At 65.4% G+C, this 24,097-nt stretch carries 17 protein-coding genes; 9 read left to right on the top strand and 8 right to left on the bottom strand.

The features are described from left to right. Positions 1-212 precede the first annotated feature (212 nt). Together ACEQZD_RS10560 and ACEQZD_RS10555 are read right to left on the bottom strand one after the other, a co-directional pair. Entirely contained in the window at positions 213-1,436 is a 1,224-nt protein-coding gene (locus ACEQZD_RS10560) for an EAL domain-containing protein (RefSeq protein ID WP_142949644.1), read from the bottom strand. Beyond that, positions 1,433-4,612, bottom strand: coding sequence for a PAS domain-containing protein (locus ACEQZD_RS10555; protein WP_370185344.1), 3,180 nt, complete (start codon positions 4,610-4,612; stop codon positions 1,433-1,435). The genes ACEQZD_RS10560 and ACEQZD_RS10555 overlap by 4 nt, the downstream gene beginning before the upstream one ends. A 256-nt stretch (positions 4,613-4,868) precedes the next feature. On the opposite strand from ACEQZD_RS10555, the gene ACEQZD_RS10550 reads away from it, so the two are divergent. The 3 genes from ACEQZD_RS10550 to ACEQZD_RS10540 all read left to right on the top strand — a co-directional run bounded on the left by ACEQZD_RS10550 (position 4,869) and on the right by ACEQZD_RS10540 (position 12,286). Continuing rightward, positions 4,869-7,346: a hypothetical protein gene (locus ACEQZD_RS10550; RefSeq protein WP_370185343.1), complete on the top strand. Its 2,478-nt coding sequence runs from the start codon at positions 4,869-4,871 to the stop codon at positions 7,344-7,346. Positions 7,347-7,378: 32 nt separating this feature from the next. Further along, positions 7,379-10,366 carry a parallel beta-helix domain-containing protein gene (locus ACEQZD_RS10545; RefSeq protein ID WP_370185341.1) on the top strand — a complete coding sequence of 996 codons (2,988 nt, stop codon included), beginning with the start codon at positions 7,379-7,381 and terminating at the stop codon, positions 10,364-10,366. 357 nt (positions 10,367-10,723) lie between these two features. Continuing rightward, positions 10,724-12,286, top strand: a complete 1,563-nt coding sequence (locus tag ACEQZD_RS10540) for a methyl-accepting chemotaxis protein (RefSeq protein ID WP_370185340.1) — start codon at positions 10,724-10,726, stop codon at positions 12,284-12,286. Here the strand turns inward: ACEQZD_RS10540 and ACEQZD_RS10535 are convergent. Further along, the gene (locus ACEQZD_RS10535; RefSeq protein ID WP_370185339.1) at positions 12,258-13,319 is read right to left on the bottom strand and encodes a 3-deoxy-7-phosphoheptulonate synthase; all 1,062 of its coding nucleotides are present in this window, start codon (positions 13,317-13,319) and stop codon (positions 12,258-12,260) included. The genes ACEQZD_RS10540 and ACEQZD_RS10535 overlap by 29 nt on opposite strands. A 353-nt stretch (positions 13,320-13,672) precedes the next feature. Here ACEQZD_RS10535 and ACEQZD_RS10530 point away from each other — a divergent pair, with 353 nt between their 5' ends. Genes ACEQZD_RS10530 through ACEQZD_RS10505 form a run of 6 tightly spaced genes read left to right on the top strand, consistent with a single transcriptional unit; the run spans position 13,673 to position 19,982 of the window. Then, positions 13,673-14,851 (top strand): acetyl-CoA C-acetyltransferase, encoded by a 1,179-nt coding sequence (locus tag ACEQZD_RS10530; protein ID WP_370185337.1) that lies wholly within the window; start codon positions 13,673-13,675, stop codon positions 14,849-14,851. Between the two features lie 10 nt (positions 14,852-14,861). Then, positions 14,862-15,905 carry a dihydroorotase gene (gene pyrC, locus ACEQZD_RS10525; protein ID WP_370185335.1) on the top strand — a complete coding sequence of 348 codons (1,044 nt, stop codon included), beginning with the start codon at positions 14,862-14,864 and terminating at the stop codon, positions 15,903-15,905. Further along, on the top strand, positions 15,902-16,906 hold the full coding sequence (locus ACEQZD_RS10520; RefSeq protein ID WP_370185334.1) for a GTP-binding protein: 1,005 nt from the start codon (positions 15,902-15,904) through the stop codon (positions 16,904-16,906). The genes pyrC and ACEQZD_RS10520 overlap by 4 nt, the downstream gene beginning before the upstream one ends. 35 nt (positions 16,907-16,941) lie before the next feature. Then, complete coding sequence (locus tag ACEQZD_RS10515; RefSeq protein ID WP_370185333.1) at positions 16,942-17,439, top strand: DUF2796 domain-containing protein; 498 nt, start codon at positions 16,942-16,944, stop codon at positions 17,437-17,439. Between the two features lie 23 nt (positions 17,440-17,462). Then, entirely contained in the window at positions 17,463-17,792 is a 330-nt protein-coding gene (locus ACEQZD_RS10510) for a multidrug efflux SMR transporter (RefSeq protein WP_067609163.1), read from the top strand. A gap of 24 nt (positions 17,793-17,816) precedes the next feature. Beyond that, positions 17,817-19,982, top strand: coding sequence for an acetyl-CoA hydrolase/transferase C-terminal domain-containing protein (locus ACEQZD_RS10505; RefSeq protein WP_370185331.1), 2,166 nt, complete (start codon positions 17,817-17,819; stop codon positions 19,980-19,982). A gap of 9 nt (positions 19,983-19,991) precedes the next feature. Here the strand turns inward: ACEQZD_RS10505 and ACEQZD_RS10500 are convergent, their stop codons facing one another. The 5 genes from ACEQZD_RS10500 to ACEQZD_RS10480 all read right to left on the bottom strand — a co-directional run bounded on the left by ACEQZD_RS10500 (position 19,992) and on the right by ACEQZD_RS10480 (position 23,903). After that, positions 19,992-20,849 (bottom strand): pirin family protein, encoded by an 858-nt coding sequence (locus ACEQZD_RS10500; RefSeq protein WP_335629358.1) that lies wholly within the window; start codon positions 20,847-20,849, stop codon positions 19,992-19,994. Between the two features lie 66 nt (positions 20,850-20,915). Then, positions 20,916-21,473, bottom strand: coding sequence for a DUF4282 domain-containing protein (locus ACEQZD_RS10495; RefSeq protein WP_194855365.1), 558 nt, complete (start codon positions 21,471-21,473; stop codon positions 20,916-20,918). Continuing rightward, a complete protein-coding gene (locus ACEQZD_RS10490; protein WP_335629359.1) occupies positions 21,467-22,507 on the bottom strand; it encodes a DUF2804 domain-containing protein in 1,041 nt (346 codons plus the stop codon). Before ACEQZD_RS10490 ends, ACEQZD_RS10495 begins: the two co-directional genes overlap by 7 nt. A 32-nt stretch (positions 22,508-22,539) precedes the next feature. Continuing rightward, positions 22,540-23,358: a DUF1853 family protein gene (locus ACEQZD_RS10485; protein ID WP_335629360.1), complete on the bottom strand. Its 819-nt coding sequence runs from the start codon at positions 23,356-23,358 to the stop codon at positions 22,540-22,542. Further along, positions 23,355-23,903 carry a PadR family transcriptional regulator gene (locus tag ACEQZD_RS10480; RefSeq protein ID WP_335629361.1) on the bottom strand — a complete coding sequence of 183 codons (549 nt, stop codon included), beginning with the start codon at positions 23,901-23,903 and terminating at the stop codon, positions 23,355-23,357. The genes ACEQZD_RS10485 and ACEQZD_RS10480 overlap by 4 nt, the downstream gene beginning before the upstream one ends. Between the last annotated feature and the right edge of the window lie 194 nt (positions 23,904-24,097).

Genomic DNA, 24,097 nt, shown 5'->3' with positions numbered 1-24,097 from the left:
AATCCCTCCCTCTCCGCCATACACAAAACAGCCCGGCCAACGCCGGGCTTTTTTGTGTATGGCGGAGAGGGAGTTGATGATTCGAACCCTCCGTTCGACCGAACGGCGCAAAGCGCCGTGAGGGGCGTTGCCGCCCGGCGGCAACGGGGCGCAGCCCCGAGCGCAGCGAGCCAATCCCTCCCTCTCGGCGCGCCCCAGCGCGCCCAGGCCTCTCAGCAGCGCCCTTCGCGGTCCTCCAACCACCCCCCAATATCTTCTCCCTCCATCGGCCGCGCAATATAGTACCCCTGCATGAAATCGCACCCGGTTTCGCGGAGGAACGCCAGAGCCGCGTCGGTTTCCACCCCTTCGGCGATCACCTTCAGATCCAGTTGGTGCCCCAAATCCACCGCCGATTTGATAATGGTGCGTGCTTCCCGGGAATGGTCCGCCGCGATGACGAAGGCTTTATCCAGCTTCAACTCGGAGAACGGCAGTTTGGCCAACTGCACCATGGAGGAATACCCCACGCCGAAATCGTCGATCGCCAGTTGAAACCCTTTCATGCGCAGCCGGGTGAGCAGGTCCAGCGCCAGCACGCCGTCTTCCATGGCCGCCGTCTCGGTGAGTTCCAGCGTTAAATGGCGCGGCTCCAGACCGTACCGTCGGCACAGGACCACCAGCTTATCCGCCATATCGAACCGGGTCAGGCAGGAGGCGGACAGATTCACCGCCATGGTCCAGTGCTCGGCCTTCGCTCCGCCACTTCGTAACAGGGCCGCCATAGCGGCACAGGCCTGGACGACTACCTTGCGGGTAAGGGGCTCGATCAACCCTTCGCGTTCGGCGAGGCGAATAAAGCGGTCCGGGGCGATGGGCCCCCACTGGGGGTGCCGCCAGCGGGCCAGCGCTTCGAACCCGACAACAGGATTGCCCTCGGCACAACTGACCTTGGGCTGATACATCAGGCGGATCTGGTCATTATCGATGGCGTCGGCGAGCATTGCCGGGGTGATGTCCTGCTCGGGGCTCACCGGAGCCTGGCGCGGCTGGCGGCTTGGCGGCGGTTGCTGGCCCAGCAGAGCACGCAGATCGCGGATCGAAAAGGGTTTGGGGAGCACACCGGTCATGTGCAACCGGTGCTGGCTGGCGGCCCTGCCGGCCGCATCGATGACCCGGCTGCCCAGCCCGCTGGAGATAATCAGGCCTGCGTCGCAGTGACGCTCGGCGAGATGGCGGATTACTTCCACGCCGTCCATCGCTGGCATCACCAGGTCGAGCAGAATGTGGGTGGGCTGCCAGGTGTCGAGTATCTCGAAGAAAGTGTCCGGCAGGGTGGTGACCTGGCATTGGTAACCCAGGCTCGAGACCATGCTGCAAACCGTCTGACCGATGTCAGGGTCGTCATCAAGAACCAGGAGCCGAGGTATCGTTTCTGATTTTTGTGGCGGCGTCATCTTGGCACCTCGTCGAGAGCGTCGCGGATCTTTTGCGCCAGATCCGTCTTATGGTAGGGCTTTTCCAATAAATGCACGCCGGGGTCCAGACGGCCGTGGTGGACAATGGCGTTTTCAGTGTAGCCGGAGGTGTAGAGCACCGGCAGCTCGGGCAGACGCTGCCGCGCGAGCCGCGCCAGCTCCGGCCCGTTCGGGCCGCCGGGCATGATCACGTCGGTGAACAGCAGATCGACTTCCTGTTCGGAAAGCCACTCCAGGGCGTCATTGCCGTTAGCAGCGCTGATCACCCGGTAGCCCAGCTCGCGCAGTTGTCGGGCGGCCTGGTCGCGCACCTCGTCGTCGTCTTCCACGACAAGGACTGTTTCCTGGCGGTTGGTAAACCGCACCGGGCAAGCCGGTGGAAGCGGCTCCTGCCGCTCACGGTCCGCCCGGGGCAGGTAGAGTTTTACCGTGGTGCCTTCACCCGGCTCGGAGTAAATTTTGATATGGCCGCGGGACTGCTTAACGAAACCGTACACCATGCTCAAACCCAGGCCGGTGCCCTTGCCCTTGGGCTTGGTGGTGAAAAAGGGGTCGAATACCTGTTTCAGTGTGGTCTCCGGGATGCCGGCACCGGTATCCGAGACCACCACCTGAACGTAGTCGCCGGCAACCACTTCGGAATGGCGGTTGGCGTAATCCTGGTCCAGGCTGACGTTGGCGGTTTCAAGAACGATGCAGCCTCCGCCGTCCATGGCGTCGCGGGCGTTGAGGCATAAATTGAGAATCGCCGACTCCAGCTGCCCCGGATCAATGAACGCCGGCCAGGGCGTCGGGCAAGGCACGATATCGATCTCCAGATGTTCGTGCAGCGAGGGGCGAAGAAGGGGGGTAAGGCCGTAAATCAGTTCGTTGACGTCGACGATCTGCGGGGCCAGTGGCTGGCGCCGGGCGAAAGCCAGCAGCCGGCGCGTCAGCTCCGCCGCCCGTTCCGCCGCGCCGCGGATCAAGCCCGCGGAAGCCCGTAATGGCGAGGCCTCTTCCAGTTGCTCTTCGAGTAACTCGGAATTACCCAGAATCACCGTTAACAGGTTGTTGAAATCATGGGCGACGCCGCCGGTCAGCTGACCGATGGCTTCCAACCGCTGCGACTGCTGGAGCTGCTCCTCCAGCGCCAGATGTTCGGTGATGTCGGTGTTGATGGCCAGGATGGCGTCCGGCTGGCCGTGGTCGTCGGCGACCAGGCTCCAGCGCGCGTCTGAGATCACGGTTTTGCCGTTCACGCCGTGGCTGGCCAGGCGGCCGGCCCATTGGCCGCTGAGCAGCAGCTCCCGGGTGGCGGCTTTCAGGACATCCGGGTCCTCGCCGAGCACCTCATCAATGCGCTGTCCCAGGGCCTGGCTCTGGCGCCAGCCGTAGATGCCCTCGGCGGCCTGGTTCCAATAGGTAATACGGCGATCCAGATCGAGCACCATGATGGCGTCGCGGGATTTATCCAGCAGGGCGGCCTGTCGGGCCAGATTGGTGAGGAAGTGGCGGCGCTCGGTGACATCGCTCATACCGCCCACCATACGCAGGGCGTCGCCGTTTTCATCGCGGATTACGTAGCCGCGATCCGACACATAGGCCACGCTGCCGTTCTTGCGTATGAAGCGGTACTCCGCTTCCCATTTCTGCTGCTGGCTGTAAATGACCCTTTCAATATCGGTGAGCACGCGCTTTTTGTCGTCCGGATGAATGCGCGTGGTCCAGGAACGGCTGTCCCGTTCCAGGTCTTCGGCACTGTAGCCGAACAGGGTTTCCATGCCTTCGCTCCACCACAACCGGTCAGTGGACGTGTTCCAGTCCCAGATCGCATCGGCGGTGGCGCGGGCGGCGGCCTCAAAGCGGATTTTTTCTTCGCGTAAAGCATTGGCGGCATTGCGCTGTTCGCTGATGTCCTGGAAGGCGCCATCGACGCGGACGACTTTGCCCACCTCATCAAACACGGGTTCGCCCAGAGCGCGTACCCAGAATGGCTGTCCGGTGGCGGTGACGACCCTTAGTTCTTCGTCGTAGGGCTGCCCCCGCTTGACGCAGGCGGCGAACAGGGACTGTACCTTGGGTTGGTCCTCCGGGGCATAGAAACTGAGCGAATCCTCCAGGGCCATGCGTGTGTCGTTGCCAAGGTCATGCAGAGCGAGAATTTCCGGTGACATGGAAACCTGCCCGGAGCCCACATCCACGCTCCAGGCGCCGACCCGAGCCAGCCTCCCGGCGATGCCGGTGAGTCGCTGGGTGTGTTGCAGTTGCATTTCAAAGGTCTTGAGCTCAGTAATGTCCTGAACCGTGCCCTGCAGATACATCGGCCGACCGTGATTGTCCTTATGCAATTCTCCACGCTCATGCAAGTGGCGTTGTCCACCTTGGGGTAAATTGATGCGGTACTGAATATCCAAAGGGGTGTGGCCGGCGAGGGCATCTTTGCGGTAGTCGAGCAGGCGGCGCCGGTCGTCGTTGTGCACGCATTGCAGAAAACGCTCGAAGCGGCCGTCCAAGTCTTTCGGGGACAGGTCGAAGATGCGGAAGGTCTGCTCCGACCACTTGAGAGTCTGACTATCCAGATGGAAGGTCCAACTGCCGATCCGGCCGATGCGTTGCGACTCCTCCAAATGAGCGGCGCGACGTTCGGCCTTATGGAGGGCGCGGTTCCGTTCGTCGACGGCGTCCTGTAGCCGCTGATTCTGTCGGCGGAGCTCCAAATGCATCATCACCTGGTCTGCCAGCAGCGCCAGATAGTTCGCCTCGGCCTCGCTCAGATGCCGGGGCCGGTGATCCATGACACAGAGTGTGCCGAGGGCCTGACCGTCCGGGGCGACCAACGGGGCGCCGGCGTAGAAGCGGATGCCGTTGGGGTCGGTGACCACCGGGTTATCGGCGAAGCGGTGGTCGAGCCGGGTATCCGGGATGATCAGAGGGCCGGTGCCGCGAATGGTGTGGTCGCAGAGCGCGATGTCGCGTTCGGTTTCCCGGATATCAAGCCCGACGGACGCCTTGAACCACTGGCGGTGACGGTCCACCAGGGTGACGGTGGAGATCGGGCACTCGCAGAGCGCCGCCGCGCGCTGCACGATGTCGTCGTATTCGTGTTCCGGGGCGCTGTCCAGAATATTGTAGCTGGCCAGGCTTTCCAGCCGGGCCCGCTCCGTCTCTGACATCCCCTTGTCCTGCATCAGGGTCCCCCTCCCCGCATGGCGCGGCGCGGTAATACGGCGCGCCGTATACATACTATCTATCGCCTTTTTTTGAATATGCCATAGCCGCCAACACGGCGCCATCCAACGCATTTCTCGGCGGAAGGGCGGAAAACTTGAGTGCCGCGGGCCCGTTCACCAATCGTTCACAATAACGCCACAACGTTTCACGGTAATAAGTTGTACAAACGTACCAATAAAACAAGAACAGGAAGGTGCTATGACCGTGAAAGGCGTGCGTCGGGTGTCGACGTATTGGTTGCTGCTGCTTTTGGCTCTCGGCCTTACCGCTTGTGGGGGCGGTTCGTCCTCGTCGGACGACCGGCAGGCGAATAACCCGCCGGCGCCCTCCGAGCCGGAACCGGAGCCGGAGCCGCCCACCGAACCCGAACCGGAACCCGAACCCCAGGCCCTCAACCGCTTTCAGTTCGCCAATGGCTGCTACCACCTGTACGCCGACGGGCGCTACCTTAGTGGTTTGGACGGGCGCTACGGTGTGACCCTGGACCCCGGTCGGGCGGCGTCGTTTTATATGAAGCCCACGGCACTGGGTTCCTATCTGCTGCTGTCCGATTACCGCCGCGATCCCGGCCAGGCCGGCGACAAGGAGCTGCTGGGTATCTCCGACCCGGCCGGCGAGCTGCTCGACGGCGGCGGTCGCTTGATCGCGGAAGTCAGCTACCTGGTCGCCGGCCTGGGCGACACCCTGAACCTGGTATTGGATCCGGTGGCGCCCTTGGGGGGCGTGCTGCGGGAACTGGGCGAGAGCCTGGAGGTGGCGGGCACGCGCCTCGGCGACCGTACCCCGCGGCCCACGCTGGGCAAGGTGGACCAGGCCAGTGATCTGGCGGTGTGGAATCTCAACCGCAGCGAAGGCGAGACCTTCACGGTGGCCTCCGACGCCACCGGGCTGTTGCTCACCGTGGGCGAGGACGCGCTGACTCTGGCCTCACCGTCGCTGGAGAGCGAAGCCAACCGTTTCCACCTGCTCCCCGCGCAGGGTTGTGACGCCTATCCGGAAGCGGAGCTCAACGCCACCGTGGCCGAGCAAGGCCCGGCCAACTATCTGCGCGAGGTGCCCCGTTTCCAGAACGTGGAAGGGCTGGACGACGATGACGTGTTCGGCTTCGTCGACGCGCACAGCCATATTTCCGCCTATGAGTTCATCGGCGGCCGGGTGAATTACGGCGACCCTTTCCATCCCTTCGGTGTCGATCATGCCCTGGACGACTGCGCCGTCAATCATGGCCCCCAGGGACTCACCGGTCTGGTGGAGCAGGTCACCAGCAGTCCCGGGCCCCACGCCACCGAAGGCTGGCCGGGCTATGAGTTCTGGCCGCGTCACAACTCGCTGCAGCATCACCAGAGTTACTACCGCTGGATCGAGCGGGCCCATCTCGCCGGTCTGAAAATCCTGGTCAACCATCTGGTGCACAACCAGGTGCTGTGTCAGCTCAACCCCCAGAAGCAGAACGATTGCGACACCATGGCGGCGATCGAAATGCAGGCCGAGCAGATGCACGCCATGCAGGACTATATTGACGCCCAGCACGGCGGCCCCGGCGAGGGCTGGTTCCGCATCGTCACCGATCCGGCCCAGGCCCGGGACGTGATAGGCGAGGGCAAGATGGCGGTGATCCTCGGCGTGGAGGCCTCCAAGGTGCTCAATTGCGGCGAGTTCCTGGGCGCGCCGGAATGCACCCGCGAGCAGATCGTCGAGCGGCTCGACCGTCTCTATGCCATGGACGTGCGCAGCCTGTTCCCGGTGCACAAATTCGACAACGCCTTCGGCGGCCATTTGCCGGATTTGTCTTCGGGCATCGGCATCGGTCCGGTGCTCTACGCGGGGAACATTCTGGAAACCGGCCACACCATCGAATTCGAAACCTGCGCCCACGACCACGGCGACGACGCGCCGCCGGCATCGTCCCTGCCGGACCCCCTGGCGCCGCTGGGCCTCATCGACCAGCTGCTGTTCCAGCTCGACTACGTCGGCGACCGCTTCCCGGCCACGCCGGAGCAATTGGCGGAATACGACCCGCGCCGGGGCACCGATCATCTTTGCAACAGCCGTGGCCTGTCCGACCTGGGCTTCTTCCTGATCGAAGAATTGATGAAGCGCCGCATGATGATCGAAACCGATCACATCAGCCGCAAGGCGGCGGAACAGATTCTCGAACTGACCGGGCGGCGCGGTTACCCGGTGATCAACAGCCACGGCTCCTGGGGCGGCACCGAAGCGCTGCGCGACCGCGTCGCGTCACAGGGCGGCGTGGCCGCGTCGTTCGGCAGCGTGCGCGGCGCCTGGGTGGACGAACTGACCCGCGACGGCCAGCGCCCCCGTGACGAGGCGCTCAAGGTGGGGCCGTTCGGCGGCGCCGGCTTTGCCTCGGACGTCAACGGCATCGCACAGCTGGCGAGCAACCCGGGCACCGAGGACCAGCACGACGACCTGTATCCGTTCCAATCCGTGGACGGCCGTGTGCGCTTCGACGTGCAGCGCACCGGTGACCACGAATTCAGCCTCTACGAGGGCAGGGGCGTGGCGCACTACGGCCTCTATGCGGATCAGATCGCCGACATGATCGCCAACAGCGACCGCCCCCGGGAGCAGATCGAAGACGCGGTGAACCAGCTGTTCACCTCCGCGGAAGCCTATTTGCGCATGTGGGAAAGACTGGAGCAGGCCCCGCGATGAACGGGGCGGCCAACACCAACAGGGGAACGACCATGAACGGCAAAACATCCTGGCTATCGCTACTGACGTTGATGCTGGGGCTGACACTGGCCGGCTGCGGCGGTGACTCTGGCAGCGACGGCGGCGCCACGTCGTCACCGACGCCGAACCAGCCCGAGGAAGAAGAACCGGACCGCTTCACCGAGGGCCGGACTTTTCTGATCGAGCCCGGCGAAGGGGCCACCGAGGACATGGTCAACGCCATGATCCAGCTGCGCCCCCGGGACACCCTGGAATTCGCCTGCGGCTATTTCGATCTGGATCAGGGCCTGCTGATCCAGGCCACCGAGGACGTGCTGATCAAGGGCTGCGGCAAGGACGAAACCGTGCTGTCGTTCCGCGACAGCGCCAACGTCACCGGCCTGGAAGCGCTCAACGTGCGCGGCATCACCGTGCGTGACCTGACCATCCTCGACTCCCCCGGCGACGCCTTCAAACTCAAGGGCGTCAAATGGGGCACGCTGAGCAACGTGCGCGCGATCTGGTCCGGTGGCGGCGGGCCGATCACCGAGGACAATTATCCGCAGCGCCTTAACGTGGCCTGCACCGCGCCGCCGTTCAACGAAGGCGACCCGGCCCCGGACTATGTGCCCAGCTCCGACAGCGGCCGTTACGGCATCTACCCGGTGGAGTCGGAGAACATCCTGGTGGAGGAGTCGGAATCCGTGGGCGCCTCCGACGCCGGCATCTATGTGGGCCAGACCAACACCGCCATCATCCGCGACAGCCGCGCGGTGTATAACGTCATGGGCTTCGAGATCGAAAACGTCCAGGGCGGTGAATACGACTCCAACCTGGCGGAGTGCAACACCGGCGGCTTCCTGATCTACGATCTGGAAAACATCACCCAGTACGGCGACACCTCGGTGATGCTCAACAACACCGCCCGCAACAACAACACCTATAACTTCGCCCACAGCGGTCTGGTATCGGTGGTGCCGCGCGGCGTCGGCTTTATCACCCTGGGTTACGACAACATCGAAGTGGTGGATAATGTTTTCGAGGACCACAGCACCGCCGCGGTGCTCTATATCAGCTATGAACTGATCGACGGCCCCGGCGGCACCGCCGACAAAAAACTCGACCCCTACACCGAAGGGCTGCACATCCACGACAACGTGATGCGCAATTCCGGCTACGACCTGCCGCCGCCGGATCTGGAGAAGACCCTCAACGGGGAAATCGAAAGCGTGCTGCCGACCTTGATCGGCCTGAAGAACCTGCCCACCATCAACGACCCGGCGCAGTTGCTCTCCAGCCTGCAGAACCTGGCCAACCTGGGTAAGGGCGCGCACATCATCTGGGACGGCCTGCGTGACGAGCTGGACGAGGACTGCCCCTACCCGGTGGACGCCCAGGGCAACCCGGTACCCCAGGATGAGCACGGCAAGCCGCTGCACACCAACCAGCATCCCAACCCGTCCTGCCACTACAACGCCTACAAGTTCGACGACCAGGGCAACCGCAAGCTGCCGCGCTGGGGTTCCTGTATCCATGACAACGAACTGTCCGACGACAGCGCGCCCTACCTGAATTTCCACGGCACCGACGGCCTGGAACTGGTGATCGGCCTGGTCGACCAGGACCTGTCCATCCTCACCCCCGGCGGCCTGCTGGATATCGTCGGCGGCCTGCTCAACTTCCCGTCGGACACCAACCTGTCCGACCACGACTGCCAGGCCCGTTTCGGCAGCGTGTTGCCGTCCCTGCCGAGGGTGGAGATTCCGCCGTTCGAACCCAGCGGCGACTTCGACCCGGCCGCCTCCGAGGAATACATCGCGCATCTCTGCGAGGCGGAAGTGGAAGAGGGCGAGATCAACCGCGCGGCCTTCGAGGTGGATTGCCCGCTGTTGTCCCAGTACAACCTGTTCGCCGAAGCGGACGACCCGCGCAGCCTGCCCCACGAAGGCGGCGTGCCCTACGTGCTCAACAGCAAACTGTTCTCCGACCACGCCACCAAGTACCGGGTGCTGTTCGTGCCCCCGGGCGAACAGGCGGTTTACCGCGACGGGCAGGGCGGCAACAACGTGAACGGCACCATCGACTTCCCGGTGGGCACGGTGATCGCCAAGACCTTCGCCTTCACCGACGAAGCCAACAACAGCGAAGCGCTGGTGGAAACCCGGCTGCTGATCAAAAGAGTGAGCCAGAGCGGCAAGGCGTTCTGGGCCGGGCTGCCCTACATCTGGGAACAGAACGACCAGGGTGAACCGGTGGCGGTGCTGACCCCCGGCGGCGGCAGCCGCGCGGCGAGCTGGCACTTCCGCGACGCCGATACCGGCACCTTGATCACCGGGTCCACCGACAGCTATTCGGTGCCCAACGCCAACCAGTGCATCACCTGCCACGGCAACGACGACCGGCCCGCCGGCAGCGCGCCGATCGGCCCCAAGCCGCGCAACCTGAACCGCGCCTACCAGCCGGAAAGCAGCTTCATGGGCACCGCCGGTCAGGCCGGTTTCCCGCGCGTTAACCAGCTGCAGTACTGGGTCGATCAGGGCCTGCTGGCCGGCGCCCCGGAGTTGGAACTGGACGGGCAGGGCGTGGCCACCAACGTGGAGCGGCTGCCGCGCTGGAACGTGCCCGGCGACGGCGGCGACACCGCCAACTCACCGGCGGACATTGAGCACCGCCTGCGCGCCTATCTGGAAGTGAACTGCCAGCATTGCCACAACGACAAGGGCGCCGCGTCCAACACCGGGTATTACCTGGACGTGTTCCGCGACGTGGACGCGGGTTACGGCATCTGTAAGAAGCCCACCGCCACCGGCGGCGGGTCCTGCGGCCGCCAGCACGTAGTGGTGCCGGGCAGCAGCGACGATTCCATCGTCTCCTGCCGCATGGAAGCGGAAAACGACCCGCAACGGATGATGCCGCCGATCGCGCGCAGCGTCGCCCACGACGGCGCCACCGCCCTGATGCGGCAGTGGATCAACACCGTGGTGGACGGTGATTACGACAACGCCGACGGCTGCAACTAAGTGTGGGAGCTTGCCTGCAAGCGAAAGGCCGGCCAGGCCGGCCGGCGGGATTCCAGAGACGTTGTTGGTGCTGACGTTGGAGATGTCTCTGGGATCCTGCCGGGAGCTTCGCTCCCTTTCGCGGGCGAGGCCCGCTCGCACAAACCCGGCTCCGTAGAAAGGTTCGCGAAAACTTTTTGCTTTTTCTAAAGAAATGAGAGCTCTGGCCGATACTTTTTCCGGTTTTTATTCTTTTTCGAGGTTTGGTTTTCAGAGCTAAAATATTGATTTAAAACAACAAAAAGTCACTTTGTCGTCTTTCCTTCATGGTTTGCGGCTAGCCTTTCCAGCCATTGTTCATGAGCTGGGGGAAAGCCAATGAATCGGCTTAACAACATGACGGTGAAGACGAGTTGGAGCCTGGTGCTGCTGGCGTTCAGTGTGATTATTCTGCTGATCGGCGGGCTGAGCATTTACACCAGCCACCAGAGCCGGCAATCGTTCGAGACGTTGAATCAGACCCATGTGGAGCGGGCGGGCGCCTTGCAGCGTACCTATATCAACCTGCTGCAGGCGCAGGTGGCCATGGACCGCGCCGCCGAGCTGGTGCGGGTGCCGTCCTTTGATGAACCCGGGCCGGTGCTGGATCAGGCGGCGGCGTTCATCGAACAGGCACAGCGGCATTTTGAAAACTTCCTGGCGATGACCGGCGAAGGCGCGGCGATGCAGGCCGTGGTGCCGCTGTCCGACGCCTTGGACCGGCTCACGGACGTGGGCCTGCGGCTGCAACTGGTGCTGCTCCGTGAGGGCGACTTCGCCGGCTACCGCTCCGGGCGCTCGCGGCTCAACGGCATGAGCCAGGATTTTATCAACGCCGCGGACGCTTTTCTGGCCGATTCACGGGCCGCCGCCAATGCGCTGGTGTCGCGTTTCGACCGCCGCGTGCAACGGCTGGACGCCGCCATGGTGGCGGCGGTGCTCGCCGCCCTGCTGATGGTCGCGGCGGTGTTGTGGGGGGTCACGGTGAACGTGATCCGGCCCCTGCGCAACGTGATCGGGCACCTGGACCGCATCGCCGACGGCGACCTGTCCGAGGCGATTCAGCCACGCGGCAACAACGATATCGGGCGCCTCTACGCCGGCCTGGCGCGCATGCAGGGCAGCCTGGCCGCCATCGTCGGGCAGGTACGCAACAGCAGCGAACGGATTCAGGACGCGGCGGTGGAAACCACACGGGGCAACACCGATCTTTCCACCCGCTTTGAACAACTGTCCGCGTCGCTGGTGGAAACCTCCGCCAGCATGGAACAGCTCACCGCCACCGTGAAAGACAACGACGAGCACGCTGACCAGGCCCACCGGCTGGCCGGCGATGCCGGCGGCGTGGCGGCCCGCGGCGGCGACGCGGTGGCACGGGTGGTGGACACCATGGGGCTGATCGAAACGCGCTCCCAGCGCATTGAGCAGATTGTCGGGTCCATCGAAGGGATCGCCTTTCAGACCAATATTCTGGCGCTGAACGCCTCGGTGGAGGCGGCGCGGGCCGGCGAGCACGGCAGCGGCTTCGCCGTGGTGGCCGAGGAGGTGCGGCTGCTGGCGCAGAACAGCGACCGGCTGGCCAAGGAAATCCGCACGCTGATCGTCGACTCCAGCGCCGAGGTGGCGCGCGGCTCGGAGCAGGCCGCCCAGGCCGGCGACACCATGGCCGAGATCGTCGCCGCGGTGGAGCGGGTATCGGCGATCATGGCGCGCATCAGCGGCGCCTCCGCCGAGCAGACCCGGGGCATCGAGCAGATCGGCCTGGCGGTGTCGCAGATGGACCGGGTCACCCAGCAGAACGTCACCCTGGTGGCCGCCGCCGCGGAGCGCGCGGAGACCCTGGAGAGTCAGGCCGGCTTGTTGATGCGCGAAGTCAGGGAGTTTCGATTAACTCACCAATAAGGTCTTCGGTCTGGCCCCAGCCGAGACAGGCGTCGGTGATCGACACGCCGTAGCGCAGCGGGTGGGCCAGCGGCTGGCTGCCGTCGTGCAGGTGGCTTTCCAGCATCACGCCGGCGATGGCGCGCTCGCCGTCGCGGCGCTGCTGGATCAGGTCGCGGGCCACCAGCGGCTGGCGGCGCGGGTCCTTGCCGCTGTTGGCGTGGCTGCAGTCCACCATCAGGCGGGGGTTGAGCCCGGCCTGCGCCAGTTCCTCGCGCGCCGCCTGGATTTGCTCGGCGTGGTAGTTGGGGCCGCCCCGGCCGCCGCGCAACACCAGGTGGGTGTCCGGGTTGCCGGCGGTTTCCAGCAGCGCCGGGTGGCCCTCGTCATCGACGCCCAGATGGGCGTGCGGGTGGGCGGCCGCCTGCATGGCGTCCCGGGCCACCGCGATGCCGCCGTCGGTGCCGTTCTTGAAGCCCACCGGCAACGACAGGCCGCTGACCAGCTCCCGGTGGATCTGCGATTCGGTGGTTCGGGCACCGATCGCCGCCCAGCTGAGAAGGTCTTCCAGGTAGCTCGCCGCCACCGGGCTGAGCAGCTCGCTGGCCAGGGGCAGGCCCAGGCCGGCCAGATCACGCAGCAGCTCCCGGCACAGACGCAGGCCCTCCGCCAGATCCTGGCGGCCGTCCAGGTGCGGGTCGTAGAGCAGCCCTTTCCAGCCCACCGTGGTGCGCGGCTTCTCCACGTAGGCGCGCATCACCAGCAGGGCACGGTCGCTGACCCGGTCGGCGAGGGCGGCGAGCCGCCGGCCGTATTCCAGCGCCGCCTCCGGGTCGTGCAGCGAGCACGGGCCGGTGACGATCAGCAGGCGATCGTCCTCGCCGTTGAGGATGTCGCGCACCGCCTGACGCTGGGCGGCGATGCGCGTGCCCAGGGCGGCGTCCACGGGCAGCGTCTGGCGTAGCTGCCGGGCGCTGGGCAGACGGCGGCTCACGGTCCCCGACGCGGGTGTCGAAGAGTCGTCGGCGGTGACGGCGGCAAGACTGGCGTTCATAGCAACTTCCTTAATTTTGATCATCCTGAAACGAAAAAACCCCGGCGGGACGACCAGCCGGGGTTTCAGGATTCTACGGCAGGCGTCCCGAAGCGGGCGCCTGACCGGGATAGAGGTCAGACGCGCGCGCGGCTAAACCAATATCCGTAGAAATAGCAGGCAGCAGCCAGCGCCACCGCGGAAGCGGTGTTCACAAGCATCAGGTTGTCGAGCAGTGCTGCGGCCATGGAATCTCCAAAATCGATGCTTGAAGCCTAACGGCCTTTCGCGTTCAGCGCAATGGGGGCGCCCCGGCGGCCGTGTTACCATGCGCGGTTAACAGCTGCTCATGAATCTTAGCTTGGGAGAACAACATGCAAGACGTGGTCATTGTCGCCGCCACCCGCACCGCCATCGGCCGCTTCCAGGGCGGGCTCGCGGACGTCCCCGCCACCAAACTCGGTGAAGCGGTGGTGCGCCGCCTGCTGGCGGACACCGGCGTGGAGCCGGGCGCGGTCAGCGAAGTGATCCTCGGCCAGGTGCTCACCGCCGGCGCCGGCCAGAACACCGCCCGGCAGACCTCGATCTTCGCCGGCCTGCCCGACGAAGTGCCGGCCATGACCATCAACAAGGTGTGCGGCTCCGGCCTGAAAGCGGTGCACCTGGGCAGCCAGGCGATCCGCTGCGGCGAGGCCGACGTGGTGATCGCCGGCGGTCAGGAGAGCATGAGTCTGGCCCCCTATGTGCTGCCCAAGGCGCGCACCGGCCTGCGCATGGGCCACGCCACCCTGGTGGATTCGATGATTCAGGACGGCCTGTGGGACGCCTTCAACGACTTCCATATGGGCATCACCGCCGAGAACCTGGCGCAGAAATACAGCCTCAGCCGGGAAGCCCAGGACGCCTTCGCGGCCGCTTCCCACCGGAAGGCGGCGGCCGCCATCAACGAAGGCCGCTTCAAGAATGAGATCACCCCGGTGGAAGTGCCGCAGCGCAAAGGCGACCCGAAAATCGTCGACACCGACGAGCAGCCGCGCGGCGACACCACCGCCGAGTCCCTGAGTGGCCTGCGCGCCGCCTTCAAAAAGGACGGCACCGTCACCGCCGGCAACGCCTCGGCGCTGAACGACGGCGCCGCCGCCGTGATGTTGATGAGCGAAGCGCGCGCCAACCAGCTGGGCCTGCCGATCCTCGCCCGTCTGGCCGGCCAGGCCAGCGCCGGCGTGGATCCGGCGATCATGGGCATCGGCCCGGTGTCCGCCACCCGCCGCTGCCTGGAGCGCGCCGGCTGGTCCCTGGATCAGGTGGACCTGATCGAAGCCAATGAAGCCTTCGCCGCCCAGTCCCTGGCGGTGGGCAAGGACCTGGAGTGGGACCAGGACAAGGTCAACGTCAACGGCGGCGCCATCGCCCTGGGCCACCCGATCGGCGCGTCCGGCTGCCGGGTGCTGGTAACGCTGCTCCACGAAATGCAGCGCCGCGACGTGAAGAAGGGCCTGGCGACCCTGTGCATCGGTGGCGGTCAGGGCGTCGCCCTGGCGGTGGAACGTTGAGGGCGCGCTGATGACCGATACTCTGACCCTGACCCGCCCGGACGACTGGCACCTGCACTTCCGCGACGGCGCCATGCTGGAGGAAACCGTGCCCGCCACCGCGCGGGTGTTCCGCCGCGCCATCGTGATGCCCAACCTGACGCCGCCGGTGACCAGAGTGGCGCTGGCCGAGGCCTACCGCGAGCGCATCCTGGCGGCGATTCCGGCGGGCGTGGATTTCGAGCCGCTGATGGTGCTTTATCTGACCGACGAAACCCCGGTGGAGGAGATCGAACGGGCGGCGCAAAGCCCGTTTGTGCATGCCTTCAAGCTGTACCCGGCCGGGGCCACCACCAACTCGGACAGCGGCGTCACCAACCCGGCGCGCATTCACCATCTCTACGAGGCACTGGAAAAGCACGATCTGCCGTTCCTGGTGCACGGCGAGGTGACCGAGCCGGAAATCGACATCTTCGACCGCGAGCGGGTGTTCATCGACCGCTACCTGAACGACATTCGGGAACGGTTCCCGGCGCTGCGTATCGTGTTCGAGCACGTCACCACCTCGGAAGGCGTGGACTTCGTGCGCGAGGGCGGCGACCTGACCGCCGCCACTGTCACCCCCCAGCACCTGTTGATGAACCGCAACGACCTGCTGGTCGGCGGCGTGCGCCCGCACAACTACTGCCTGCCGGTCCTCAAGCGGCGCACCCACCAGCAGGCGATTCAGCAGGCGGTGCTGGAAGGGCATCCGCGCTTTTTCCTGGGCACCGACTCCGCCCCCCACGCCCGCGACAAGAAGGAAGCGGCGTGCGGCTGCGCGGGTTGCTACTCGGCCCGGGCGGCGCTGCCTTTGTACGCGTCCTTTCTCGACCGCCACGGAGCGCTCGACAAGCTGGAAGGCTTCGCCAGCCATTTCGGCGCCGACTTCTACCGGCTGCCGCGCAACCCTGACACCGTGACCCTGGAGCGGCGCGACTGGGCCGTGCCGGAGACGGTCACCGCCGCCGGTGAAGACATGGTGCCGTTCATGGCCGGTCAGGCGCTGCCCTGGGCGATCCGCGAAAGCCAATGACGGCGCCGATCCCGCTGGTGGTGCTGACCGGGTTTCTCGGCAGTGGCAAGACCACCCTGCTTAACCGCTGGCTCGACCAGCGCGGCGACCTGGCGGTGGTGATTAACGAGCTGGGCGAGATCGGCATCGACAAGGATCTGGCCCGGCGCGTGGGCGCGCCGATCAGCCTGTTGGCCGGCGGTTGTGTCTGCTGTGCCGTGCAGGGCACCCTGCGCACCACCTTGCGCAATCTCTACATGGCCCGGGCCGGCGGCGATCTGCCGCCGTTTTCGGCGGTGCTGTTGGAGACCACCGGCGCCGCTGATCCGTTCGGCGTGACCGCCGTGCTGGAGCAGGACGCCTGGCTGCGCAAGCGCTTCACGCTGCGCTCGATCCTGACCACGGTGGATACCGTGGCCGGCGAGGCGGCATTGGCCCGCTTCCCGGAGGCCCTGGAGCAGGTCACCGCCGCCGACCAACTGCTGCTGACCAAGACCGACCGGGCGACGGCGGCGCAACGCGGCGCCCTGGTCGACGCGTTGCGCCGTCTTAACCCCCGCGCCGGGGTGGACGACGCGGCCAGCGCCGACGCCGGGCTGCTGGACCGGTATTTCCCCCGCCAGTGCCGGATCACCGGTGCCCTGGCGCCGGCCGGCGCGGTGGCCACCCTGGCGCCACGGCCGGAACGGCGCGGCCACCACCTGCATCCGTCGGGTCTACGCTGGCGCGGGCGGATCGCCTATGATCGCCTGCAGGAGGCGCTGGCGGCACTGCGTGCCGAGGCCGGCGACGAACTGGTGCGCCTGAAGGGCCTGGTGGCCATTGATAAGCTGGACGGGCCTTTGCTGATCCAGGCGGTGGCCGGCCAGGCGGTGGAGGTGGCGCCGTTGCCGGCCTGGCCCGGCGGCGACCAGGACAGCCGCCTGGTGGTGATCGCCGCCGGCGAGGACGCCGGCACCCCGACGCGCTGGCTGGAGCATTGGCGTATTTATCTCGGGCTCGCGGACGTGGCCAGTGCCTGAGCCCGGTTGCCATGGAATGGAAACGAGGAAGGATCATGCGTCTGTTTATCGCTGTCATGGTGTTGAGTCTCGCCGTCACCGGTGCCGCCGCCGAGGGCGACCGTGCCGCCGGTGACCTGGAAATCGCCCGCAAGGGCCAGGCGCTGATCGCGCGCCTGACGTTGCCCGCCGACCAAGTGGTGGGCTTCAGCCACCGGCCGGAGAGCGACGAAGAAAAAATCGCGGTCACCGAGGCGCTGGCGCGGCTCGGCAAAGCCGACAATGTGCTGGTGCCGGCGGCGGAAGCCGGCTGCACGGTGACCCGGGAGGAGGCGACCACCACCCTGATGCCGCCGGCCACCCCGGACCCTGCCGAATTCCAGGCGCGTTACGCCTGGCGCTGCGAAAGCCCGGACGGGCTGGTGGCGGCGGACGTGCCGCTGCTGGAATTTCTCAACGGCGTCGCCCTGGACGCGTTGGTGGTGAATGGCGAGCACCGTTTCGAGCGCCGTATCGCGCCCCCCGAAACACGCTTGCCGCTGCTGGCGGACTGATTCGACGCCCGCAAGGAGCCGATATGGGCTATTGGTATTTAGTGGTGGCGATCCTCAGTGAGGTGGTCGCCACTTCCGCCTTGAACGCCTCCCAGGGGTTCACACGTCTTTGGCCGTCCATGGTTACGGTGGTGGGCTATTGTTTGGCGTTTTATTTTCTGTCGCTGACCTTGCGCACCGTGCCCATGGGCATCGCCTATGCGGTGTGGGCCGGCGCCGGCATCGTCTTGATCGCGATTTCCGGCGCCATCTTTTTCAAACAGTTACCCGACCTGCCCGCGGTCTTGGGTATGCTGTTCATTATTGTCGGCGTGGTGCTGGTCAGCGCCGTGTCGCGCACCGCCGGCCATTGAAAACGTACCGATAAGGAGAACGCCGTGCCCGAGCAAATGGACGATGCCCTGAAAGCGGCCGACAGGATCATCGAACTCACCGGTGGTGAGATACGGCTGGGGCTGCCGCTGGGGTTGGGCAAGCCGAACCGTCTGGTCAATGCGCTCTATCAGCGGGCCACGGAAAACCCGGACGTCCGGCTGGACATCTATACCGCTTTGTCACTGGGCCGGCCCGGCGCCGGCAGCGATTTGGAAAAGCGTTTTCTGGAGCCCTTCGCGGAGCGGGTGTTCGGTGACTATGAAGAGCTGGACTACCTGAAGGCCGCCAAGAAAGATCAGCTGCCCGACAACATCCGGGTGTTCGAGTTTTTCTTTCAGCCGGGCAGCATGCTGGGCAGCAACAGCGCGCAACGCCATTACATCAGCGTCAACTACACCCACGCCGCCCGTGACCTGAACGCGCGCGGCGTGAACGTGGTGGCGCAATTGCTGGCGTGCCGTCCGGGGGCCGATGGCGAGAACGGCAACGATTACAGTTTCTCCTGCAACCCGGAAGTGACGTTGGAACTGTTGCCCATGCTCAAGGCCCGCCGCGACGCCGGTGAAACCATCGTCACCGTGGGGCAGGTGCACCGCGATCTGCCGTTCATGGAAAACGACGCGCGGGTGGGCGAGTGGCTCACCGACATGGACATCCTGCTGGATGATCCCCAGGGCCATACCCGGCTGTTCAGCACGCCCAATATGCCGGTCAATCTGCAGGACCATTTCGTCGGCCTGCACGCCAGCTCCCTGGTACGCGACGGCGGCACGCTGCAGATCGGCATCGGCGCCCTGGGCGACGCCCTGGTGCATCACACCCTGCGCCGCGAGCAGCACAACGACAACTACCGCGCCCTGCTGAAAGCACTGGACCTGCCCGACGAACACCGGGCGCTGATCGAGCGCGAAGGCGGCACCGGCCGTTTCGACCAGGGCCTCTACGGCTGCAGCGAGATGATGACCCACGGTCTGCTGCGCTTGATCGACGAGGGCATCATCCGCCGTCCGGTGTACGACTGGTCGGCGCTGCAGCGCCACGTTCTGGCGCACCCGCAGGCGCGGCCGGATCTGACGCTGCTGGACGCGCTGCGTCAGGACGGCGGCGTATCGTCACCGATGACGCCGGAACAGCTCGCCCGGCTGACCCGCTTCGGCGTGCTGCGCGCCGGGGTGGTGGTGGAAGCCAGCCACCTGCGGCTGCCCAACGACGACAGCGTGCCCAACGACCTGGACCACCCGGATACCCGGGAAGCGCTGGAAGGCCTGTTCGGTGACCGTTTGAACGGCGGCATCATTATGCACGGCGGCTTTTTCCTCGGCCCGGAAGCCTTCTATCAGCGGCTGCGGGAACTGGACGACGACACCCGGGCGGCGATCAATATGACCCGGGTGAACCTGATCAACGATCTTTACGGCGGTGAGTCGCTGCGCCTTCTGCAACGCCGCGACGCGCGTTTCGTCAACACGGCGTTCACCGCCACGCTGCTGGGCGCGGCGGTCTCCGATCAGCTTGAGGACGGTCGGGTGCTCAGCGGCGTCGGCGGCCAGTACAACTTCGTCAGCCAGGCCCATGAACTGCCCGGTGCGCGCTCCATTCTGATGACCCGGGCGTGGCGCGAGCGCGGCGGCGAGGCGGCGTCCAATGTGCTGTTCTCCTACGCGCACAACACCATTCCCCGCCATCTGCGCGATATGGTGATCACCGAGTACGGGGTCGCGGACCTGCGCGGCAAGACCGATGAGGAAGTGGTCATGGCCATGCTCAACGTGGCCGACAGCCGCTTCCAGGTGGAACTGATGGAACAGGCCCAGGAGGCCGGCAAACTGCGCCGGGACTACAGCATTCCGGAGCGCTTCCGGCACAACAATCCGGAATTTCTACGCCGGGTGGCGGAGACCGGCGGCGAAGGCTCTTTCGCCACCTTCCCGCTGGGCACCGATTTCGACGAGCGCGAACAGCGCCTGATGAAGGCGCTCACCTGGCTCAAGGAAAAAGTCAGCCAGAAGGACTTCCTGTCCCTGGGCCGCCGCGCGCTGCTCGGCGACCACGACGCGGAACGCTACCAGGCCGAGCTGGCGCGCATGGGGCTGGCGGACACCGACGGCCTGCGCGAGCGCTTGTACCAGCGCTTGCTGCTCACCGCGCTGGACGCCACCGAAGCCTGATGCCGCCGCTTATTCCGGCAGCGGTATCCATTCGGTTTCCCCGGGCACGCCGGGGAACCGCTGGTGGCGCCAGTCGTCCCGGGCTTTCTCGATGCGCTCTTTATCGGACGATACGAAATTCCAGTTGATATAGCGCCGGCCGGGCAGGGCGGCGCCGCCGAACAGCATCAGCCGGGCCGGCTCCTCCAACGCTTCCAGCAACCAGCTGCGTTGGCCGTCCAATGTCATCACATGATGAAGCGGCAGCGGTTCGTCGCCGGCCGTGGGGCTGCCGGAGACCACATAGACGGCGCGCTCCTGATCGCTGGGCGGTAGCGGCAGGGAGCCGCCGGCATCCAGTTGAATATCCACGTACAGCGCGGGTGAGGCGGTGGGCACCGGCGACTGCACGCCGAAAGCCCCGCCGATCAACACCCGCGCCCGCACGCCCCGGCTCTGGTAGAGCGGCAGGCTGTCCTGGGGGTGATGGCTGAAGGCGGGCTCGCCGTTCTCTTTGTCTTCCGGCAACGCCAGCCAGGTCTGGATCCCTTCCACTTCGATGCCGTCCCGGCGCACGTCTTCGGGCACCCGTTCGGAATGCACGATGCCGTGGCCGGCGGTCATCAGATTGATGGCGCCGGGCTCGATCCGTTGCACGGTGCCGAGGCTGTCGCGGTGGTCCATGGCGCCGCTGAACAGATAGGTGACCGTGGCCAGGCCGATATGCGGGTGCGGGCGGACGTCGCCATTGCGGCCGCCGGCCTCGAACGCCGACGGGCCCATATGATCAAAAAAGATAAACGGACCGATGCGCTGCCGGCCGGCGGCGGGTAACAGCCGGCGCACCGGAAAGCCGATGTCGCGGGCATGGGGTTTGAGCAGTTCCATGATGAGGGCCTCGTTCGGCGCTGAGGCTTTCAGTATACGCCGGACAGGGCGCCCCCGCGCCGGTTGTCAGTCGTCCCGTTCGCCGGGTCGGGGTTTGTCGTTGCGCCGCATGTCGCCGCGGCGCGGCCCGGCCAGCACCCGCCAGAACGGAATCCGCCGGGTCACCGAGACCATCTCGTCCACTGAATCGCCGATGCCGGACAGCCGGTCCACGGTGTCGCGCAGCCCCACCAGCTGATCCACATGCTCGGAAATCTTGAACACCACCATGTAGAACTCCAGCAACGCGCGCAGCAGCGTGGCCATGAACAGAAACAGCAGCGGCCCGCCCACGAACAGAAAAAACAGACCGCGCCAGGTGGAGGCCATGAACGCCTCCGCGCACAGGTACACCAGGCCCAGGCCGATGGCGGTCAGCGCCACGCCGTATACCCCCGGAATCACCTGAATGATCATGTATTTGTCGAAGCGGAAATTGAACAGCTCCCGCCAGTATTGCAGCGCCCAGAACAGGCCGCGTCGCAGACGCTCATTGACGGCGTCGCCCTGGGGCGGCTCAGGCTGATGGGGTGCGCCGGCGTCGGCCGGCCCGGTGTCGTTGCTCTCGCGATGGTCGTCTACCATTTGGCGTACTGCTCCTCGACGAAGCCGTGCAGCCCGTGCACGGCCAGGGGCGATTCGCCGGCGACGCGTATCTCGCCGTCGAAGCGCCCGAAAATTTGTTGGAAATTACTGGCGAACAGACCCAGATTGAGCCGCTCGCGGTGGCTGCCCAGCGGCGTGAACCGCAGCGCCACCTGGCCGCACCGGCTGTCCACCCGCCAGGGCCGTGTCAGATCGTCGCGATCATACTCGAACGCGGTGCCGTCCACCTTGATCCGCCGGCCGTCCACCCACACGCAGTTCTCATTGACACTGGTCTCGTTCACCCCGCAGGACAGGTTCAGCCCCAGCCGGCGCCCCTTCACCCGACCCGACAAGCAGGCCCAGTTCCAGAACGTCTCCCGGCGCATATAACCGGCGGAAAAATCATGGTGGCCACCGGCGCCGGTCAACGTGCCCAGATCCAGCGTGTCGCCGTCACGACGCAGTTCCCCGGACACATCCACACCGGCCACCTTGTTGGCGTAGGTCCAGCCGTTGATGCCGGTGCGCGTGCACAGCGACATCGGCTGATACCCGGCCGGCTCATGCAGAGCCGCCTGCAGATTCAACCCCGGCATCGTCACCGTCAGCGACTTCCGGCGCGTGCCGCCCGGCGCCTGGGAGTAGCCCATGGCAATGTTCACCTTGCCCTGCCGGAAACGGCTCTCGCCGTCCACCGGCGAATCACTCAACGTCAGCGCCCGCCCCAGCGGCGAGCGCCAGGTGTGCTCGCTCAACGCCCCGGTCCGGGTGTCGAACACATAGAAAAACGCCATGCCCAGATACGCCGTATCCGCGAACGCGCAGCCGATCAGCAGTTCATCACTGACCACGCCGAAATACTGGAACTGCTTGTAATGAAAGTGCCGCGCCCGCCGGGACGCCCGCTTGCCGAGCGGCGTGCGGTAGTCGTAGTCGCGACCGTTGATGCGAGCCACCGTATCTTCGAAAAGCCCGGTGGTGATATCGCCGTTTTTATTGATCAGTAACCGGTCGGGCTGGTGCTGGGTCATGAAGTGCTCGCGTTGTAGTTGGTCGGTCGCGCTCAGTGATCGGGCCAGCTGTCCGGGGCGGCAAAAGTGAGGCGGCCCGACTCGGTTCCTATCATCACCGGCGACGACAAGGTCTGAACATAGTCGCGCAACACCTCGGCGGCAACAAAGTCAGTCCGGTTGTCGGACAAGGTTTGCTGGTAGTGCCATTGGTCGTGTGGAATAACCACGCCAGGGGTTTCGAGTGACCGCGCGTACAACCAGCTTCCCCGTTGATGGGACGGATTGGTTTCCTTGGGCAGGGCGGTCTCGCGTTCGGTATGAAACAGCCGCCCCCGTGTGAGCAGCATCTTTCGGCTTACACGCCAGCCTTGCTCGGCAAGCAAGGTGGTGACCACAGGGTCGTCACAACGGGCCAGTTGACGGTCATGAAGATGGCGAATTTTAGTGGCTAACTGATCCCGTGGGTCGGCCCCCGGCCAGGCACGTTCCGCCGGCTCGCCGGGCAGGCCCAGGTAGAACTTCAGCGTCAGCTCCCAATGCATCAGGTCGCCGGTGTCCCGGTCCTCGACCAGCATGTCCAACTCGCCGAGGGTTTTGCCATTGACGCGCAGGGGCACGTTGCGGGCCACCAGGCGGTAGCGTTGGCTGTGTTGGAGGAGGGCGGCGACCAGGTTTTCGAAGTGCAGGCCGAGCCGGCGCGGGCGGGGTTGTTCGGCGAGGGTGGCGGCGGCCCGGCGGAGTACGCCGGGTTCGCCGGCGCAGTACCGGAGCGCGGCGTCGGCGCTGTCACAGCCGGGGGGTGGTGTGATCAGCGGCGGCGCCTGAGTCAGCCATTCCAGCTCCCCGGCGAGGGTCGCCGGGTCGCTCACGAGGTGGGCAGGCCCACCGAGGCGTGTTCCAGGGCCTGACGGACTTCCTCGGCCCATTGCAGCCAGGCGCGCTGGTCGAGGATGCCACGGCGTACCGTCAGGTAGCTGTACAGGTTCTCCTCGCGGCCTTGTTCGTCCAGGCGCTGGGCCAGGGCTTCAAAGGTGGCGAGGCGTTCCCGTCGCTGTTTGGACAGTTGTTCCAGTTCCCCCAGTAGTGCGTCCGAGTCCGCCAGTTGTCCACCCGCGACCTTGACCATGAAGGCGTCGCGGATACGGGCGGGCCCGGCGGGCTTCTTTAGCCAGCGGATCAACTCCTGCCGGCCGTCCTCCGTGATGCTGTAGAGTTTTTTGTCCGGCTTCCCCTCCTGCGGTACATGGCGAAAACTGACCATGTGTCGCTCGTTAAGCTTCCCCAGTTCCAGGTAAATCTGCTGGTGGGTGGCATTCCACACCAGGCCAATGCTATTGGCGAATTCCCTGGCGAGGTCATAGCCGCTGGCTTCTTGGTCTTGCAGTAGGACAAGAATAGCGTGGCGCAGTGACACGGCTGACTCCTCGGTTCGTTATTCGTGGTACTAGAGGGATAGTAGAGAGCCGCTTGCGCGCTGCGCAATCCGTTGTATAAGCACTTTTGTAAAAACTTAGTGACGTTCCTTCCGCTCCCGGTACGAGCGTAAGTGTTTGTTATCAAATCGTTTTATTTCCGAAGCGGAATGAAACCCGGGCGCCGCCGGGCGGC

The sequence above is a fragment of the Alloalcanivorax sp. genome, assembly GCF_964221125.1.
Classification (GTDB): domain Bacteria; phylum Pseudomonadota; class Gammaproteobacteria; order Pseudomonadales; family Alcanivoracaceae; genus Alloalcanivorax; species Alloalcanivorax venustensis.
The sequence above is the reverse complement of the archived record's forward strand: the minus strand, read 5'-3'. Positions and strand labels throughout refer to the sequence as shown.